This window comes from Rhizobium sp. M10, from assembly GCF_002531955.1.
In the GTDB taxonomy this organism is placed as follows: Bacteria; Pseudomonadota; Alphaproteobacteria; order Rhizobiales; family Rhizobiaceae; genus Rhizobium; species Rhizobium etli_C.
This window is the reverse complement of the sequence record NZ_NWTA01000011.1, coordinates 92090-111131: the sequence shown is the minus strand read 5'-3', so window position 1 is coordinate 111131 and position 19042 is coordinate 92090. Positions and strand designations below refer to the sequence as shown.

General features: G+C 63.0%; 16 protein-coding genes and 1 pseudogene. 11 read left to right on the top strand and 6 right to left on the bottom strand.

The annotated features are described in order from the left end of the window. The first annotated feature begins 43 nt into the window (after window positions 1–43). The 10 genes from nac to acnA all read left to right on the top strand — a co-directional run bounded on the left by nac (window position 44) and on the right by acnA (window position 13363). Window positions 44–982: a nitrogen assimilation transcriptional regulator NAC gene (nac, locus tag CO671_RS19105; protein WP_096770201.1), complete on the top strand. Its 939-nt coding sequence runs from the start codon at window positions 44–46 to the stop codon at window positions 980–982. A gap of 155 nt (window positions 983–1137) precedes the next feature. Further along, window positions 1138–3201: a hydantoinase/oxoprolinase family protein gene (locus CO671_RS19100; RefSeq protein ID WP_097607219.1), complete on the top strand. Its 2064-nt coding sequence runs from the start codon at window positions 1138–1140 to the stop codon at window positions 3199–3201. 11 nt (window positions 3202–3212) lie between these two features. After that, window positions 3213–4889: a hydantoinase B/oxoprolinase family protein gene (locus CO671_RS19095; RefSeq protein WP_097607218.1), complete on the top strand. Its 1677-nt coding sequence runs from the start codon at window positions 3213–3215 to the stop codon at window positions 4887–4889. A gap of 11 nt (window positions 4890–4900) precedes the next feature. Next, window positions 4901–5710, top strand: coding sequence for an SDR family NAD(P)-dependent oxidoreductase (locus tag CO671_RS19090; RefSeq protein WP_097607217.1), 810 nt, complete (start codon window positions 4901–4903; stop codon window positions 5708–5710). A gap of 10 nt (window positions 5711–5720) precedes the next feature. Further along, entirely contained in the window at window positions 5721–6422 is a 702-nt protein-coding gene (locus CO671_RS19085) for an aldolase/citrate lyase family protein (RefSeq protein ID WP_097607216.1), read from the top strand. 231 nt (window positions 6423–6653) lie between these two features. Then, complete coding sequence (locus tag CO671_RS19080) at window positions 6654–7625, top strand: tripartite tricarboxylate transporter substrate-binding protein (RefSeq protein WP_097607215.1); 972 nt, start codon at window positions 6654–6656, stop codon at window positions 7623–7625. A 52-nt stretch (window positions 7626–7677) separates the two neighbouring features. After that, window positions 7678–8151 (top strand): tripartite tricarboxylate transporter TctB family protein, encoded by a 474-nt coding sequence (locus CO671_RS19075; RefSeq protein WP_097607214.1) that lies wholly within the window; start codon window positions 7678–7680, stop codon window positions 8149–8151. Between the two features lie 10 nt (window positions 8152–8161). Further along, window positions 8162–9661: a tripartite tricarboxylate transporter permease gene (locus tag CO671_RS19070; RefSeq protein WP_088675553.1), complete on the top strand. Its 1500-nt coding sequence runs from the start codon at window positions 8162–8164 to the stop codon at window positions 9659–9661. A gap of 97 nt (window positions 9662–9758) precedes the next feature. After that, window positions 9759–10643: a GntR family transcriptional regulator gene (locus tag CO671_RS19065; protein ID WP_097607303.1), complete on the top strand. Its 885-nt coding sequence runs from the start codon at window positions 9759–9761 to the stop codon at window positions 10641–10643. Between the two features lie 113 nt (window positions 10644–10756). Then, on the top strand, window positions 10757–13363 hold the full coding sequence (gene acnA, locus CO671_RS19060) for an aconitate hydratase AcnA (RefSeq protein ID WP_245425001.1): 2607 nt from the start codon (window positions 10757–10759) through the stop codon (window positions 13361–13363). On the opposite strand, the gene CO671_RS19055 is transcribed toward acnA, so the two are convergent. The 4 genes and pseudogenes from CO671_RS19055 to CO671_RS19040 form a co-directional block, all read right to left on the bottom strand. Further along, entirely contained in the window at window positions 13338–14045 is a 708-nt protein-coding gene (locus CO671_RS19055) for an RNA polymerase sigma factor (protein WP_097607213.1), read from the bottom strand. The two genes, acnA and CO671_RS19055, sit on opposite strands and share 26 nt — an antisense overlap. Window positions 14046–14088: 43 nt before the next feature. Continuing rightward, window positions 14089–14403 carry a cupredoxin family copper-binding protein gene (locus CO671_RS19050; RefSeq protein ID WP_097607212.1) on the bottom strand — a complete coding sequence of 105 codons (315 nt, stop codon included), beginning with the start codon at window positions 14401–14403 and terminating at the stop codon, window positions 14089–14091. Between the two features lie 7 nt (window positions 14404–14410). Next, entirely contained in the window at window positions 14411–14932 is a 522-nt protein-coding gene (locus CO671_RS19045; RefSeq protein WP_097607211.1) for a DUF4142 domain-containing protein, read from the bottom strand. Between the two features lie 150 nt (window positions 14933–15082). Next, a pseudogene (locus CO671_RS19040) lies at window positions 15083–15418 on the bottom strand (DUF488 domain-containing protein); the annotation flags it as partial. A gap of 202 nt (window positions 15419–15620) precedes the next feature. On the opposite strand from CO671_RS19040, the gene CO671_RS19035 reads away from it, so the two are divergent. Beyond that, window positions 15621–16760 carry a polysaccharide biosynthesis/export family protein gene (locus tag CO671_RS19035; protein WP_097607209.1) on the top strand — a complete coding sequence of 380 codons (1140 nt, stop codon included), beginning with the start codon at window positions 15621–15623 and terminating at the stop codon, window positions 16758–16760. Here the strand turns inward: CO671_RS19035 and CO671_RS19030 are convergent. Together CO671_RS19030 and tagF are read right to left on the bottom strand one after the other, a co-directional pair. After that, window positions 16757–17677 carry a serine/threonine-protein kinase gene (locus tag CO671_RS19030; RefSeq protein WP_097607208.1) on the bottom strand — a complete coding sequence of 307 codons (921 nt, stop codon included), beginning with the start codon at window positions 17675–17677 and terminating at the stop codon, window positions 16757–16759. The two genes, CO671_RS19035 and CO671_RS19030, sit on opposite strands and share 4 nt — an antisense overlap. Then, window positions 17667–19040 (bottom strand): type VI secretion system-associated protein TagF, encoded by a 1374-nt coding sequence (gene tagF, locus CO671_RS19025; protein ID WP_097607207.1) that lies wholly within the window; start codon window positions 19038–19040, stop codon window positions 17667–17669. The genes CO671_RS19030 and tagF overlap by 11 nt, the downstream gene beginning before the upstream one ends. Window positions 19041–19042: the final 2 nt, after the last annotated feature.

Below are 19042 nucleotides of genomic sequence, written 5' to 3'. Positions count from 1 at the left end.
TCCCGCCCGAGGTCTTAGGTTCCGTAAACCGAAGCTTGAGGCCATGAGCGTAGATTTCAGAAAACTGCGGAGTTTCGTCAAGATCGTCGATACCGGCAGCGTTTCGCGCGCAGCCGCCCTGCTTCGCACCGCTCAGCCTGCGCTCTCCCAGCAGATCGCCGCGCTGGAGGCCCATTTCAAGCACAAGCTTCTGATCCGAAGCAATGTCGGCATCACCCCGACCGAGGCCGGCCTGATCCTCTATCGGCATGCCCAGCTGATGCTGAAGCAGATCGATCAGGCGCAGACCGATATCAACCAGTCCGCAAAGTCGGTGGCCGGACGGGTATCGATCGGGCTTGCGACCTATTCGACGTCGAGCGCCTTGTCGCTTCCGATCCTGAAGGAAATGAAAGCCCGTCATCCCGACGTCGTCGTGCACATAAACGACAGCTTCGGCCATATCCTCAGCGAACTCATCATGACCGGCAAGATGGACATGGCGCTGATCTATGCCGCAGACCCCATCAAAGGGGTGACGCTCCAGCCGCTGTTTCGGGAGCAGATGTTCCTGGTATCGCCGCCGGGCGCGGAATTGCCCGGTGACCCGTCCGAGCCTCTGCCGCTCACATCGGTCGATGCCCTGCCGCTGCTGCTGCCCAGCAAAGGCCATCTGCTTCGCCGGCTCATCGATGAAGCATTCGCCCGCGCCCGCGCCCATCCGCAAGTGCTGTCGGAGATCGAGTCGGTGCCGGCGCTCGACGCCGCGGTACGGGAAGGGCTGGGCTCCACCATTCTTCCGGCATCGGTGGTGACCGAAACCTCCTATTTCGCCGGCACGCAGGTGCGGGCGCTGACCAAGCCCGTCATCGAAGCGACCGTCTCCCTCTGCGTCTCCGACCATCTGCCTCTGTCGGAGCCGGCGCTCGCGGCGCGGGCCGTCCTGCTGGAGATCGTTGCAAAGCTGATGAGCAGCCAGCATCAGGGTATCAAGACGGTTTAGAGCCGACCCGTTTTTCAACCTCGCCTGCCATAAGCAAACCCTATGGCGGCAGACGGCAACTGTGTTAGCCAAGCCGGTCGCCGATCACCTAACCTCCTCAGCAGACATAAGGGTCTCCGAAACCGCATGAGACCAACGGTTGCTTCGAGGGAAACATGGCAAAACTGGCTTTCGACACTGGCGGCACCTTCACCGACTTCGCATTGCTGGACGATAATGGTGATCTCCATCTGCACAAGGTGCTGAGCACGCCGAAGAACCCGGCGGAAGCCGTCGTGCAGGGCGTATCGGAACTCCTGGAACAATTCTCCTCCGCCATTTCGATCGAGCGTCTGCAGGTTCTGGGAGCGACGACGGTGGTGACGAATGCCGTGCTGGAGCGCAAGGGCGTCGAGACCAGTTTCATCACCACCGATGGCTTTCAGGATATGCTGCGCATCCGCAACGAAGGCCGCTACGACCTCTACGATCTCAACATCAAATATCCGGATCCGCTGGTCATGCGGTCGAACAGCTATGGCGCCGTCGAGCGCATCGCGGCCGATGGCGAGGTGATGACGGAACTCAAGGAAGAGACCGTCCGTGAAATTGCGTCGCATCTGAAGAAGAAGGGCATCCGTTCCGTCGCCGTGTGCCTTCTGCACGCCTATAAATATCCGCAGCACGAACAGCGTGTGGCAGCCCTGCTGCGCGAGGAAGACCCCGATATTTTCGTATCCCTGTCGTCGGAGGTCTGCCCTGAGATGCGGGAATTCGACCGCGCCTCGACGACGGTCGTCAATGCCTATACCCGCCCGCAGATGGCCGGTCACGTCGCTCATCTTCAGCGCGAATTCGCTGCGAAAGGCATCGACCGCCAGGTCCTTTGGATGACCTCGTCGGGGGGCCTGGTGCCGAGCCGGCGCGCCGCCGAACTTCCCGTCCGCCTGATCGAATCCGGTCCCGCAGCCGGCGCCGTCGCCGCCGCCGAATTCGGCCGCATTGCCGGCGAGGGAAGCGTGCTTTCCTTCGACATGGGCGGCACCACCGCGAAGCTTTGCCTGATCCCGAACGGCGAACCGACCGTCGGAACGGACCTCGAGGTCGCTCATTACCAGCGTTTCCGCAAGGGCTCCGGCTTCCCGCTGAAGATCCAGTCGATCCAGATGATCGAAATCGGCGCCGGCGGCGGGTCGATCGCGGCAAAGAACCCGCTGGGTCTTCTCGATGTCGGTCCGCATTCGGCGGGCGCGATGCCGGGTCCGGCTGCCTATCAGCGCGGCGGCACGCAGCCGACCGTGACCGATGCGGATATCCTGCTTGGATATATGGGGACGGAGTCCTTTGTCGGCGGCTCCTTCAAGGTGTCGAAGGACGCCGCGCGCGAAGCGATGGCCGCACTTGCCAAATCGCTCGATGTCAGCGTCGACCGCTGCGCCTGGGGCATTCACGATCTCGTCAATGAATCCATGAGCAAGGCGGCGGCCATGCATGCCACCGATCTCGGTGTCGATCCGCGGTCGCTGCCCATGGTGGCATTCGGCGGCGCGGGCCCGGTGCATGCCTACGGCATCGCCCGCAAGCTCGGCATCAAACGCATCATCTGTCCGACGGGGGCAGGCGTCACCTCGGCCATCGGCTTGCTGATCGCGCCCGTCGCCGTCGACCTCTCCGCAAGTCATCCGATGCCGGTCGACAATTGGGACGTCGCCGCGGTCGACCGTCTGCTGGACGATCTGGCTACGCAGGGGGCCGAGGTGGTCTCCGCCGCCGGCGTCGCCAAGGAGACGATCACCAACCGCTACACGGTCGATATGCGCCATGTCGGCCAGGGACACGAGATCACTGTGGCTCTGCCCGATCGCGGTCTGTCGAGGCAAGAATTCCTCAAGCAGCTGCTCGCCAATTTCTACAAACTCTATCGCGAGCTGTTCGGCCGGACGGTCAACGCGTCCGTCGAGGTCATCACCTGGCGGCTTCGCGCCAGCGGCGAAAAGGATCGGGTGACCCGGCCTCATGAAGTCAATGACGCCGATGCGTTGAAGGGGCGGCGCCAGGTCTATTTCCAGGAGCTCGGCACCTATGCCGAGACGCCTGTCTACGACCACTACCGGCTTCCGGTGGGGCGCGAATTCGCAGGGCCGGCGATCGTCGAGCAGCGCGAATCCACGGCCGTCGTCGGGCCAAGCGGCATCTTCCACGTCGATGCCAACGGCAACCTCGTGATCAACATTCAGTAAGGCGAAATCCGATGTCGAAGACCGCTACCGATTTCAACGATCCGATCAATCTGCAGGTCATGTGGAACCGCTTGATCTTCATCGCCGATCAGGCCGACAACGTGCTCGGCAAGACGGCCTTCTCGCCGATCGTCCGCGAGAACCACGACTACGTCACCGTCCTGCTCGACAGCAAGGGGCGGGCGCTTGCCCAATGCACATGGTCCATCCCTGTCTTCATTACCTCGCTGCCGGCCGCGGCCCAGAAATATTTCCTGCCGAAGTTTCCGGCAGAAACGCTTGTCGAAGGTGATGTTCTCGCGACCAACGATCCGGAGATCGGCACCGGCCATCTACCCGATGTGACGATGATCACGCCAATCTTCAAGAGCGGAAAGATCGTCGCCTATGCCGGCTCGATCGCTCACCTGCCTGACATCGGCGGAGCGCCCCTTCATTCGGAAGCGAGCGACATCTTCGAGGAAGGCATCCGCTTCCCGATCGTCAAACTGCACAAGGCTGGCGTTCCCAATCAGGACGTTCTCGACATCATCGCCGCATCGGTGCGGCTGCCGACCGAAGTCCAGGGCGATCTGGAATCGATGATTGCCGCCAACAATGTCATGGGCCGCGAACTGGTGAAGTTCCTCGATGAATACGGCCTCGACGATATCGATGAGCTCGCCGAAGCGATCCATTCCCGTTCGGAGGCGCAGACCCGCAAAGCGATCAAGGCGTGGCCGAATGGCCGCTATTCGGCGCAAATGACGCTGGACGGCTATGAGACCGACATCACCTTGAAGGCGACGGTCATCGTCGGCGACGATTCCATCCATGTGGATTATGCCGGCACGTCCGATCAGGTTCTTCACTCGATCAACTGCCGCACCAACTACCGCTACGCCCATTCCGTCTATGCGCTGAAATGCCTGCTCGATCCCGATACGCCGAACAACGAGGGTTGCATCACGCCGATCACCGACGACGCTCCGCTTGGCTCCGTTCTCAATCCGGAGCAGTGGACGGCGGGCAATTCCCGCAACCTGATCGGCCATGCGATCCCCTCGCTGATCTTCCGGGCGCTCGAGGGCGTGGTGCCCGACAAGGTCATGGGCGACAGCGGCGGCGCCCCCATATGGGCGGCCAACTGCGTCGGCCGCCGGGATGACGGTTCGCAATACGGATCCGTGCAGAATTTCCATGGCGGCCAGGGCGCTCGTGCGGAATTCGACGGGCTGGATACGCTGAGCTTTCCATCGAACTGCAAAGTGACGGCCGTCGAAATGTTCGAAATCGCCGTGCCCGTGCTGATGGAGCGCAAGGAGCTCATTGCCGATTCCGGCGGAGCCGGCAAATATCGCGGCGGCCTGGGACAGCGGGCAATCCTGCGCAATCTCGGACGCTCGGCGATGAACATCTATCTCGCATCCGAGCGTGTCCGGCATCCCTGCTTCGGTGTCGTCGACGGACAGGACGGCACGCCGGGCAAGGTCAGCAAGGAAGGCCAGCCGCAATTTCCGAAGGGCAAGGTCGTGCTGAAGACTGGCGAGCGGCTCGAAGTCGAAACGCCGGGCGGCGGCGGATGGGGCAGGGTGAGCGAGCGCCCCGCCGCACTGATCGAGCAGGACCTTGCCGAAGGGCTGATCACGCCAAAGGCCGCGAAGCTTATATATGGCTACAAGGGCGCGGCCGCGGTGGCCGCGGAATAGGAGAAGCCGTCATGGGCCTGTTGAACGGAAAGATCGCGCTCGTCACTGGAGCGGGGACGGGCATCGGTCGCGAAGCCGCGATCCTTCTTGCCGAGGAAGGCGCCACCGTCGTTCTCACAGGCCGCCGGATGGCGCCGCTGCGGGAGGTCGCCGGCCTGATCGAGAAGCGGCGCGGCAAGGCCTTTACCCGGCCTCTGAACATCGAATCGCGGCAGGAGATCTTCGAAAGCGTGAAGTGGATCAGGGACGGCATCGGCCCGGTCGATATCCTTGTCAACAATGCCGGCAGCGCGAGCAAGGTGCTGAACGCGCGTTTCCTCAGCGAAGAGGAGTGGAACTCCACCGTCAACGTCAACCTCACCGCCGTCTTCAACCTCACCCAGGCGGTTCTGCCCGATATGATCGCCAATGGCGGCGGCACGGTGATCACCGTCTCCTCGCTTGCGGCTCTCAATCCGAACCTCTTGGGCGGAGCAGCCTATGGCGCTGCCAAGGCCGGTGTGAAGAACTTCATGACTTTCGTCCACAACACCTATCGAAATCAGGGCATTCGGGCGACGACCATCCTTCCCGGCGAAACCAACACGCCGATCATGGACAACCGCGCACGGCCGCCGCTCGAAAGCGAGCGGGCCGTGATGCTCGATCCGCATGACGTGGCGAGGGCGATCGCGCTCTGCGCAAGCCTTCAGAAGAGCGCCGTCATCCCCGAGCTTCACATCTGCCCGACATTCATGCGGGACACATCGGCCGATATCGAGACCGCGCGCTGGGTCGGCGCGCCGGCCGATACGCCCGACATGCCGAAATCAAGGAAATAGGAGGACAACCATGAACGGCGCAAAGCTGCGCGCCCGGCTGCAGGCCGGCGAAGCCATCTCGATGTTTACGCCCCATCACTCCTCTTCAGGCCTGGCCGCCCGGCTGGTGGAACTGGGCGCGGATTCGGTCTTCATCGACTGCGAGCATGGCACTTGGAGCTTCGAGGATGTGAGGATGACCTCCCAGATCGTTCGCTCGGTCGGCGGCGCTGCGATCGTCCGCCCGCATTCGCACGAACGTCCGGTCATCATCCGCTATTTGAATGCCGGCGCCGACGGAATCATGGTGCCGATGGTCGAGACTTCAGAACAGGCGCGCGCGATTGTCGATGCCGTCCGTTATGCCCTGCCATCCGATTACGAAAAGCGGCTGGTGATCGGCATGGTCGAGACGCAGGATGCGATCGCCAATCTGGACGAGATGCTTCGTGTCGACGGTATCGACGTGTTCTTCATCGGTCCCGGCGACCTTTCCCAGGACATGGGTTATCCGCCGGCTCCGCCGTTCGGCGAGCCGCGCCCGGCAGCCGTGATGGACGAAGTCGCCCGCGCCGTCGGCAAGATTCGCGCCGCGGGCAAGGTGGCCGGTACGCTCGTCACTGCCGAGGAGCTGCCACACTGGCGGGAAAAGGGCGTTCAGTTCTTCTACATCCATTCGGACCCGTTCCTGCGCCGCGGCCTCGCCGGCATCAGGCAGGCGCTTGTGCGCTAGCGGCGGAGGCCGGCCAACTTTCCCTGTAATTTGATGCTGCTGATCGGCGAGCGCGGGTGAAACCGGCGCTCGCCGCGTGCGTTCATGGCTATTCCAATGCGGCTTCACCTGCCGCGCAGCAGATCGTTTTTCTGCCGTCGAATTTCCAGTATTTACTTTTATGAGTATATAATGCAAATTTCTCGCGTCCGGCTCAGAGGTGAGCCCCGCGATGCGAGGAGGAAAATCGCGATGCACAATTTCATGAAATACGGTTTGATGGCTGCGATGATCGGCACCGCGCTGAGCGTCGGAAGCATCTCCGCGGCTGCCCAGGATCTCGAACTGACCATCACGGCGCCCGCCGGCGCAGGCGGCGGCTGGGATTCCGCCTCCCGCTCGCTGCAGGAAGCCATGATGGCGAGCGGCAATGCGAAGAGCGTGCAGGTCGTCAATGTTCCCGGCGCCGGAGGCACGGTCGGGCTTGCCCAGTTCATCGGGACGGCCAAGGGTTCGCCTAACCAGCTTCTCGTCGCCGGCATCACCCTCGTCGGCGCCAGCATTTCCAACAAGTCGCCGGTCGATCTGACGCAGGTGACGCCGCTTGCGCGCCTGACCGGCGATCCGCTCGTGATCGTCGTCCCGAAGGATTCGCCGATCAAGTCGATCGACGATCTCCTGGCCGCCATCAAGGGCGATGTCGCCAAGACCATCTGGGTCGGCGGATCGGCGGGCGGCGCTGACCACATCCTGGCGGCGCTCGTCACCAAGGCGGCCGGCGCGGATCCCGCCAAGATCAATTATGTCGCTTATTCCGGCGGCGGCGAATCCCTCGCCGCCATGCTGGGCGGCCAGGCGACGGCCGGCGTGTCGGGCTATGGCGAGTGGGAAGGCCAGATCAAATCGGGCGATCTCAGAGCGCTCGCCATTTCCTATCCGGAGCCGATCGAAGGCATCGAAGCCAAGCCGCTCAAGGCGCAGGGCCTCGACATCGAGCTGGTGAACTGGCGCGGCATCTTCGCCGGCCCGGGCGTTGAGGGCGCCGATCTCGACGCGCTGAAGGCGGCCGTCGACAAGACGGTCAAGTCGGAACAGTGGAAGGCGATCCTGAAGGCGCGCGGCTGGTCCGACTATTACGCTCCCTCCGACGAGTTCAAGAGCTTCATCGCCTCCGAGACCGACCGCGTCAGGACGATCCTGACCTCGATCGGGCTTGCCGACTGACGTGACGGCGACGGGGAGGGGCGCGGCTCCTCCCTTTCGCGGCGAGGAAACCATGACCCCCAAGACAATCCACTCTCCGAACCGTCCTCCGGTGGTGATCGCCGTCGTCCTGTTTGCGATCGCGGCCATTACCTATTGGGACGCCAGCCATATGACCGCCCGTGCGGCCTACGGGATGAGCGCCAGCGCTGCATCGTACTTCGTTGCTCTCCTCTTCGCCGTTCTCGGCATCGGGCATCTGTTGTCAGCCTTCAATCCCTCTGATGTCGAGGTCGAGACCGCCGACTGGAAGGCTGTCGCCTGGGTCGGCCTGGCGCTCTGCGGCCTGATCGGCTCCATTTGGCTCGGGGCAGGTTTCATCATCGGTTCGACCTTGCTTTTTGCCCTGACCGCCCGTGCCTTCGGCCGCAGGGCCTTTCTGGCGGATCTCTGTCTCGGGGCCGGAATCGGGCTCGTCGTCTTCCTGCTGTTCAACAAGCTTCTGACGCTCGCCTTGCCGCAAGGCCCGCTCGAGCGGCTTTTCTGAGGGACGCCCGATGGATTCCATTTCCTTTCTCATCGATGGCTTCGCGCTCGCGATCCAGCCTGCAAACCTGATCTATGCCGCGATCGGCGTGATGATCGGCACCGCCGTCGGCGTGCTGCCTGGCATCGGCCCGGCGTTGACGGTCGCACTGCTCTTGCCCGTGACCTTCAAGCTCGATCCCGGCGGCTCGATCATCATGTTCGCCGGCATTTATTACGGCGGCATGTATGGCGGCTCGACCACGGCGATCCTGCTGAATACGCCGGGCGAAAGCGCTTCCGTGGTGACGGCGCTCGAAGGCAACAAGATGGCCCGCTCGGGCCGGGGCGGCCCGGCGCTGGCGACCGCCGCCATAGGCTCCTTCGTCGCGGCGCTGATCGCCACGCTCGGGCTCGCCTTTCTGGCGCCGCTGCTGGTCAAGATCGCCGTGAAGTTCGGTCCTTGGGACTATTTCGGTCTGATGCTGATCGCCTTCGTCACGGTCTCGGCCACATTCGGCTCCTCGCCGATGCGGGGCCTGACGAGCCTTGCCTTCGGTCTTTGGCTCGGCCTCATGGGAATAGATCAGCTCACCGGCCAGGCCCGGCTGACCTTCGGCGTTCCCGAACTACTCGACGGTGTGGAAGTGACGACGCTCGCCGTCGGCCTGTTTGCGATCGGCGAGGCGTTTTTCGTCGCCTCGCGCCATCTCCACAAGCCGGAGAAACCCATTCCGGTGAAGGGATCGATCTGGATGACGAGGGAGGACTGGAAGCGCTCCTGGAAACCCTGGCTGCGCGGAACCTTCATCGGCTTCCCGATCGGCGCGCTGCCGGCCGGCGGCGCGGAAATTCCGACCTTCCTCAGCTACAATATCGAGCGGCAGCTGAGCCGGAAGCCCGAAGAATTCGGCCAGGGCGCGATCGAAGGCGTCGCCGGGCCAGAGGCCGCCAACAATGCCTCTGCCGCCGGCACGCTCGTCCCGCTGCTGACGCTCGGACTGCCGACCTCGGCGACGGCGGCGGTGATGCTCGCCGGCTTCCAGCAGTACAATATCCAGCCCGGCCCGCTGCTGTTCACCCAGCATGCCGATCTTGTCTGGGGCCTGGTGGCGAGCCTGTTCATCGCCAATGTCATGCTGCTCGTGCTCAACCTTCCCTTGGTCGGCATGTGGGTGCGGCTTCTGGCGATCCCCCTGCCATGGCTCTATGCCGGCATTCTGGTCTTCGCCTCGATGGGAACGATCGCCGCCAATCCCTCGGTCGTCGAATTGCTGCTGTTGACGGGCTTCGGCATCGTCGGTTTTCTGATGCGGCGGTACGATTATCCCATCGCGCCGGCGGTCGTCGGGCTGATCCTCGGGCCGCTGGCCGACAATGCGCTGCGCCGTTCGCTGCAGATGAGCCTCGGCGATCCGATGATACTGCTCCAGCATCCGAGCTCGGCGATCATGATCGCCATTGCGACGATTGCCCTGATCGCGCCTTTCATCTTCCGTGGCTTGTCGCGCTTCCGGCAGGATGAGGATTGACGTCGTGGCGCTGGTTGCGCGACATGCTGTGGATGATGTCGGGCAGCCGGGACGCCTCGTTCCTGTTGTCGAAGAGAAGAAGTGGCTCCGGACTTACATGGCAAGGAATAGCCTCTCACCGCAGATCAGCACGAGCATTATCGAATTCGTGAAGAGCAACGGGATGCGCAAGGGCGACCATCTGCCGCTGCAGATGCTCGCCGATACGTTCCGCGTCTCCCGCGCGCCGATCATGAGCGCGCTGCGCAAGCTGGAGGAGCGCGGCATCGTCCGGGCCGAGCCCAATCGCGGATATTTCCTTGGCATGGATGGCAACGAGATCGAGGTGGCGAAGGCGGAGGGCGACGAGCGGCCGGATGGCGACGAAGCGGTCTATTTCAAAATCGCCGAGGACCGGCTCTCCGGCGTCCTGCCCGAGCGCGTCAGCGAAAACGAACTCATGCGGATCTACGATCTGCCGCGCACCAAGCTCTTGAAAGTCCTGCATCGCATCGCCGACGAAGGATGGATAGAGCGCCTTCCCGGCAACGGATGGTCGTTCCGTCAGACGCTCACGTCAAGACAGAGCTACGAGGAAGGCTATGTCTTCCGTGCGGTGATCGAACAGCAGGCGATGCTGCTGCCGACATTCGAGCCCGACGAGGAGGGCTTCCGCAAGGCGCGGGAGACGCAGACGGCGTTGCGCGACGGCGGATACGAAACCTGGTCGCGCGCCGAAATATTCAAAGCCAACAATGATTTCCATGAAATGCTCGTCGCCTGCTCGAAAAACGAGTTCTTCCTGGATTCGTTGAAGCGCATCAACAGGCTGCGGCGGCTGGTCGAATACCACATCACCATCGACAGAAGTCGCCTGCCGAGGCAGACGGCGGAACATCTGCATATCCTCGACCTGCTCGAAAGCGATAGGCGCAGCGAAGCGGCGGCATTCCTCTACACCCACATCATGGGCGCCGGGCGCATCAAGGCGCCCAAGGTCTAGTTCACGAGGTTCTCAGGAATTCGACTACGGAACACGGTGAGGCGATGGCGATATCAAAATCCATTTTATAATCATATAATGTAAATAAGTGCAAGTGGATGCGGGAAGTGACGATGACCTCCAAAATGACGATCGACGATAGTGAATATGATTTCATCGACCTGCTCGAGGCGGCGGGCGGCGACCTCGAACGGCTTCCCTACATCCACCGCATCCTGCTGGAAAACGTGCTGCGCACGGCGGGGCAGGATGCCGAAAGGGCGCGGGCCGCGATCCTCGGGTGGCTCGACTCCGGCACCAGCGATCTGGAAATCCCGTTCCTGCCCAATCGCGTTTTGATGCATGATACCACCTGCGGCCCCGCTCTCGTCGATATTGCCGGCATGCGTTCGGCCTTGGCCGAAGCCGGCGCCGATCCGGCGCGGCTCAATCCGGTCGTGCGCGTCGATGTCTCCACCGATCATTCGGTGGCGGTCGATTTCTTCGGCGGCGCCGGTTCGCTCTCCCGCAACATGGCGCGCGAATTCGAGCGCAATGCCGAGCGCTACCGCTTTATGAAATGGGCGACGAATACGCTCTCGGATTTCCACGTCCATCCGCCCGGCACCGGCATCATGCACACGCTGAACCTCGAAAGGCTGGCGACGGTGGTGAGTGTCATCTCGCGGGATGGCAGGAATTGGATTGCGCCGGATACGCTGATCGGCACCGACAGCCACACGCCGATGATCAACGGCATCGGGGTGCTGGCCTGGGGCGTGGGCGGATTGGAGGCCGAAAGCGTCTTCTTCGGCATGCCGGTCGCGCTTCGCGTACCCGATGTGGTCGGCGTGCGGCTGTCGGGCGCATTGAAGGATGGCGTGCTGGCGACCGACCTTGCGCTCGTCGTCACCAACATTCTTCGCAGGATCGATCTTCAGGACAAATATGTCGAATTCTTCGGGCCGGGCGTGTCGGCGCTGACGGCGGGCGACCGGGCTGTTGTCGCGAACATGACGCCGGAATTCGGCGGCAATAGCGGCTATTTCCCCATCGACGGCAACACGCTCGCCTATCTCGGCGCCACCGGCCGGACAGAGGCGCAGATCCGCCTGGTCGAGACCTACTGTCGCCGTGCCGGCCTCTGGTTCGATCCGGACACTGCGCCGCGCTACACGAGCATCGTCGAGATCGACCTGTCGCTCGTCGAGCCCAGCCTCGCGGGCCCGACCCGGCCGCAGGACCGGCTGGCCGCGAGCGCGACCAAAGCGGCGATCGCCCCGATGAAAAAGGCCTCGGCGCCCACCGCCGGCGGGCCGAACGACGGCGCGGTCGCCATCGCCGCGATCACCAGTTGCACCAATACATCCGATCCGAGACTGGTCGTCGCCGCCGGCCTGCTTGCCCGCAAGGCGAGGGCCTACGGGCTGCGCCCGCCGCATTGGGTCAAGACCTCCCTCGCTCCGGGCTCGCCGACGGCCGAACGCTATCTCCGGCGCTCGGGGCTGCTCGACGATCTGGAGGCGGTCGGTTTCGGGATCGTCGGCTATGGCTGCACGACATGCATCGGCAATTCGGGGCCGCTGACCGAGCCGATCTCCACGGCAATGGCCGAGCGCGGCATCCTGCCGGTCGCGGTTCTCTCGGGAAACCGGAATTTCCCCGGCCGGGTCCATCCGCAGCTCGAGGCGGGCTTTCTGGCCTCGCCGCCGATGGTGATCGCTTTCGCGCTCGCCGGCACGGTCGAACTCGACATCATGAAGGATATCATCGGTCATTCTCGGGCCGGCGAGCCGGTCACATTGTCGATGCTCTGGCCTGAAAGTTCCGAGATCGACGATGCCCTCCTTTCGGCGTCGGACCCTGATGACTTCACGCCGGCCTATGACGAGGCGGAAGCCAGCCGGATCTGGCGGGAGCTCGAAGCCCCTGAAACCACGATCTTTCCCTGGGACGAGGCTTCGACCTATATTCGCAGGCCCCCCTTCGCCGGTATCGGCAAGGGAAGCCTGCTCGGAACCTATGCGGCGCGGCCCCTGCTCGTGCTCGGCGACGACATCACCACCGACCATATTTCGCCGGCCGGCGCCATTTCTGCCGCCAGCGAAACGGGCCGGTACCTGATCGGCATGGGCGACAGCCCGACGGATCTGAATGTCTATGCCTCCCGACGCGGCAATTGGGAGGCCATGATCCGCGGCCTCTTCACCAACCGGACCGTCTGCAACATGCTGGGGAGCGAGATCCCCGCCGGTTCCACCATCCATTGGCCGTCGCAAGAAATCCTGCCCCTGTGGAAGGCGGCGGAGCGATATGCGGCCGAGCAGCAGCCGGTGGTGATCGTCGCCGGTGAAAGATACGGCATGGGCTCGTCGCGCGACTGGGCGGCGAAAGGCGCGTCGCTGCTCGGCGTGCGTGCCGTGCTGGCGCAAAGCTTCGAGCGGATTCATCGCTCCAATCTCATCGGCATGGGAATATTGCCGCTGCGGCTGCCGTCCGGATATGAGCCCGCTTCCCTCAAGCTCGCGGCCGGCGATGTCATCGAGATCGCGGCGGAAGATCATCTCGTCGCGCCGCGCTCTCCTGTCCGCGTGACCATCCGGCGGGTCGGCGGCGATCGGATCTCGTTTGCGGCGGCGGCCGCCATCGAGACGATGGCCGAGGTCGAAACGCTCAAAGCCGGAGGAATTCTGCCGCTGATATTGCGGGATATCATCACGACTGCCGAAGAGCGGCGATGACGCGGTCGGCCATGAAAGCGCAGCGGGCGCCATCGAAGGGAAACAGCGCCGAGAATGCGCCCGAGAGACGTTTTTCGATCGACTGGCGCATCAGCCTGCGCGCCCGGTGCAGCCGGGTCTTGGCGGTTTCGGGCCTTATGCCGAGATAGGATGCGGTCTCTTCGGTGCTCATGCCCTCGACATCCCGCAGCACGAAGACAGCGCGGAAATCATCCGGCAGTTCGTCGACCGCGTTTTCCAGGAGATGCCGCGCCTGGCTTCGCGACAGCTCGGTTTCCGGATCGGCCGCCGGCAGCGAGGAGGGAAACTGCAATAGCTGGCCGCCCGGCGACGTCGTCTGCATGTCGATTTCCTCAAGCCCGGTGGTGTTTTTCCGCGCTCGCACCCGGCCGAGCGCCTCGTTGAGCGCAATCCGGGTCAGCCATGTCGAAAGCTCGGCCTCGCCCCGGAACGCAGCCAGATTGGTAAAAGCTTTGACGTAGGCGGCCTGCACGACATCCTCCGCCTCCGCATCGTTGCGAATGACGGCGCGCGCGGTGCGGAACAGGCGACGATTGTGGCGCTGGACCAAGGCGCGGATGGCGGACTCATCGCTCGTCTTCGCAAGCGAGACGAGATCGACATCGGAAAGCGTCGATATGTCAGGCCGGTGTTGCGGGGCCGGAACCGGAATGGCTGTCATGGAAACTGCGCCTGCTTGCTGTGTCGTTCCTTCGGAGTCCGGCCTATGGCCGGACCTCCAGTTTGCCCGTCATGGGGGGATGAAAGCGGCAATAGAAATCGACCGCTCCCGCTCGGCTGATTGTCATGCGGCCCTCCGATTTCGGCGGCAGGTCGATATCGAAGCTTTTGTCGCGGGCCGTTGCCGTGTGCCGGAATATATCATCGTTTCGCCAGACGATCACATCGCCGACTTTGAGTCCGGCAGGCGGCGGGCCGAATTTCATGCCTGATATGATGACCGGATAATCCGCCGCCGGGGCAGCGCCCGCCCAAAGCAGGGCGGAGAGCAGCGGCAGCGATTTCATCAGCGAGCCCATCGCCGGCCTACTTCATCGTCGAAGCGAGATGTTCGGCATGCATCTGGTGTTGTTTGAACAGGGTCAGGCCCGTTTCCAGGAGCGACTTCAACTCCTTGTTCTGAGCGGAAGGGATCAGCACGTTGGCAAGCGCATCGTTGACCGACTTGTGATAGGCAACTTCGTTTGCGACGTAGGCCTTGTCGAAAGCCGCACCGTCGAGAGCGGCGAGCGTCGTCAGTTCCTTGTTCGCCTGTGTCGACAGCGACTGGCTGACGGCATTGTCTTCAGGCGTCACGTTCAGCTTCTTGACGAGGGCGAGCGCCTGTTCGTTGACGGTCTTGTGGTCGCGCTCCATCGTCTTGGCGAATTCGATGACTGAGGCATTCTTGCTTTTCTTCAACGCCTGTTCCGCGGCGGTGACGTCGATCTGGCCTGCCGTATAGGCGATATGGGCGATCTGCGGGTCGGTCGGCTTGGCATCGGCGGCAATCGAGGCGGTGCCGAGCAATGCGGTCATAAGGGTGGCGCCGAGGATTTGTTTCAACATGATCTGTCTCCTTTTGTCGCGACGGAACGTCTTCCGGCAGCAGCGTGTGCGCCCTTGGAAGCGAGCATTGGATGCAGATCAGTCGAAAAGGTTCCCGGAAATTTTTGACACGGCAAAACAGCGGCGCGGCAGTGGCCGGTCAGCGTCGTCGACAAAGCGCTGAAGCACGATCGCGTGGTTGTGATCCTCGTCTTTTGCGGCGTAAAGGAGCGTGGCGTCCGATTGCCCGATATGGCGTCTGAGTTCCTCGACGACAGGTGAATTCTTGTCGAGTTCCTCCCGGTAGCGGCCCTGGAACTCCGTCCATTTGGCGGGATCATGTCCGAACCATCGGCGAAGCGCCGGGCTCGGCGCGATGTCCTTCAACCAGATATCGACGGCGGCCTCCTGTTTTTTCAACCCGCGAGGCCAGAGCCTGTCGACCAGAATGCGCAGGCCATCCTTCTCGTCCTTCGGCTCGTAGATTCGTTTGCTGCGCAAGGTCATTGGCTTCCACCTTCATTCGAAGGCTATTCCCAGCCAATACGCGAGCGAAGGATTTGGTTCCACAGAGCCAATATGGTTGCCAATTAGTCACAGTTGTGGGCCTCCGAACTGTCACAATTGATTTTTCGCGTGCAACTGGTATTGCTCGGTCATCTGCCCCTGATAGTTTCCGATTCTCTCAACATTGCCAAAAGGATACCTGATGCGAAAGCTGGCGCCGTTGGTCCTTGTCGCAGTTCTTAGCGCATGCGCCCGGCCATCCGATGGCCCTACTGCCGGTGGTTTTTACAATGCCACCTCACCGCAAACCAACGAGCGGATCCCGGTCGTGAGATTGTCGGAAGCGCCGATGGGCCCGGTTTCGGCCGCCCCGCTTGCCTATGCCTCCTCCGATCTAGGGCTCAGCGCCATGCGCTCGGGCGGATTTGCCGATACGAAGCTCAGGCGCGGCGACGTCATCGACGTGACGATTCTCGATCCCGGCGAGGATGGGCTTTTCTCCTCGACTGAGAGCAAGACCCTCAATCTCGGCCGCTTCACCGTTGATTCGACCGGCAACGTGACCCTTCCCTTCATCGGCAAGCAGCGGGTGGTGGATTCCTCGACCGAGGCGCTGCAGACGCGCATCGTCACCGGCCTGAAGGGCTCGGCCGTCAACCCGCAGGCTGTCGTCACCGTGGTCGACAGACCCTCCAGCGGCGTCACCGTCAATGGCGACGTGCGCTCCGCCGGCCGCTTCCCGCTCACCGCGCGCAAGGAGCGCGTGCTCGACGCGGTCGCACTTGCCGGCGGCGCATCCTCCGATCCGGGATCGGCCACCGTCACGCTGATGCGTGGCAAACAGCGCGCCACCGTGCCGCTGCAGCGCGTCATCGACGACAGCAAGCAGAATGTCTATCTGCTGCCGGACGACCAGATCTATGTCGACAAGGATTCACCGACCTTCACCGCCTTCGGCGCATTCAAGAGTGTCGGCGAGTTCGAATTCGAGCCGGGCAGGCTGACACTGGCCCAGGCGCTCGGCCGGGCGGGCGGGCTGCTCGACGACCGGGCTGATGCCAGCAATTTCTATGTGCTGCGCAATCAGCCGGTCTATACGCAGGTGGCGGCGGCGAATGCCAAGACTGCGGCGCCGGTCGTGGTGAGCAGCAAGCCGGTGATCTACCGCGTCAATATGAGGGATGTTTCCAATCTGGCGCTGATGCAACGTTTCCAGATGATGGACGGTGATATCATCTACGCCAGTAATGCCAGCCTGGTGGATTTCGCCAAGCTCTTCAACGTCTACCAGAAGAGCGTGCCGACGGCCGCAGCGCCGATCCCCGGGTCGAGCGGCAACTAAAAATCGACTGGACGTTCCGTGGGGCCGCCGAGCAGATGCAAGGCGGCCTTTGCATTTTCCGGCCTGTCTTGCGGATCCCGTTGGGACAGGCGGATCGCCAAAGCCTCCAACCCTTGGTCGTGTTCCGTGCAATGGCTGAGCAACAGGGACAGCAGGAGCCCGGCCGCGTAAAGATCGGATCGTCCGTCGAGCGGTTCGCCTGCCGTCTGTTCAGGAGCGGCGAAATCCGGCCGGCCGGCAAAAGCGAGATCGAATTGGCGATGCCGGCATCCCGCCTCGAGCGCCACGCCGAAATCGGCGATCTTCAAACGAGAGAAATTCCCATCGGACAGAAGGTTGAGCGGCGACAGGTCGCAATGCACGAAACCGGCGGCATGGATCGCGTCCAGGCCGGAAAACACCGATGTCATGAGCGAGGCCACGTCGCCAGGGGATAACGGCCTTTGCTGCAAAAGCTCCGCAAGCCGGCTTCCGATCCATTCCATGACGAGGGCAGGGCGTCCATCGGCAAGACGCAGAACGGTTTGCGTCGCGGCAATGTGGGGATGGCGCAGCACCATGCCGATTTCTGCCTCGCGCAGCATGAGTTTCCTCAGCACGGGATCGTCGGCATGCTCGAGGCGCGGCATCTTGATCGCGTGAAGCGTTCCGAGATCGCGATGGCGGGCGCGGTAGACTTGGATGACCGCGCCATCATGAACCAGCGTCTCCAGCACGAAGCTGTTGGCAATGATCGCGGTATCCATATCACTGAGGCGGGCCTCGCCCCGATCAAGCGCATCTCGGACCCTGTCTATCAGTATCTTTCGGGTGTCCGGCGAATACGCCTTATCCGCATGGTTGTTCAACGCCTGCCAGAGATGCGAAAAGCGCCGCGCGATCTCCTCGAAAGCCGCTTCCGGAGGGTCATGGCTCATCGGTCTTCACGTCGATCACAATGGCGCTGAGGTTGTCGCGGCAATTGGCGATCAGTCCCTCCTGGACGAGGATGTCGGCCGCCTTTTCGATTCTTGCGGAAAGGAGAATTTCGGCGATGCTGCGCTCGGACACGACGCTCGGCAGCGGCGCGCTGCAAAGCAGGAGCCGGTCGCCGACTTGCAATCCGCCGGAGAGGACTTCCGGAACGAGATGCCCGCGCAGTCCGATGGCGCGCGACAGTGTGCGCCGCAGGCCGATCTCCACATGATCGCGGGTGAGGCAGCGCATCATGCCGTCCCGCAGAAGATAGCAGCGGGCATCGCCGGCCCAGAGCAGAGCGCAGCTTTCCTGCAGCGCGGCCAGCACGACGATACTGGCGGCCGCCGGCTCGCGAGTCTCGGAAAGATAGGCCGACTGAAGCAGGCCGTGGGCACGGCCGAGCTTGCCCTTGATCTCCTGCACCAAAGCTTCGATCGTCTGCTGTTTGGCGGTTTCGGCCAGCACATGAACCGCGATCTTGCCGACATCTGCGGCAGCGTTGCTGTCACCGACGCCATCGGCGACGGCGAAGAGCGAGGGCGTTTCAGAAACGAGCAGCGCGTCGGCATTGACTGAGAGCCGCGTGCCGGCGTGCGTGGCATGGCTGTGCCGCAAGACGAGAGGATGAGGCGCTTCGATGCCGGCGGAACGCGGTGTCTCCGTCGTTTCGGGTTGCGGGCCTGCCGAAGCGGCGGGGGAAACTTCGTGCAGCAGTTTCGAAAAATGCCCGGGCTCGGGGGCGCCGCTGACGCGAAAGCCTTTGGCGCGCCGCTCTTCGGGACTGATCCGCCACCAGAGCGTGCCGCGGCTGGCGGCGTCGTTCTGCAGTATCTGGTTTTCCGCGAGGTCGGCCGGGCGCAGGGTCCTCAGCCGCTTCAGGCTTGCGGTGAAATGGTTGATGTCGAAATCCCGCTTGGCCGAGCTTTCGGCGATCGCCTCGGCCGCCGTGAACCACGTGTCGTCGAGATAGAGCTGGCGTGGATGCTCGACAAAGCCATGAAGCTGCGCGGCGATGACGAGAGGAAAACTGCGCCCGACGCGGTCGAGACTTGGCAGCAGCACGCCGGCAACGGTTGCCGGCCCCCAGAGACCGCGCTCGATGATGAAACGCCATGCCGGCATTGAACGGAAGCGGCGTTTCCAATCCTCGCCGTGTTCCTGCTGCGCCGCCTGCATGCCGGCCTGCATCCAGGCATCGAGCGCAGATTGCAAGCTATGGCCGAGGCCCATCGAAACGAAATCGCCATGGCTCGGCAGCTTGCCGTAAAAGCCGATCCTGTCGGTTTCAGCAGGGTTTCGCTCGAGGGTGGCGCGCTCGTTCATGT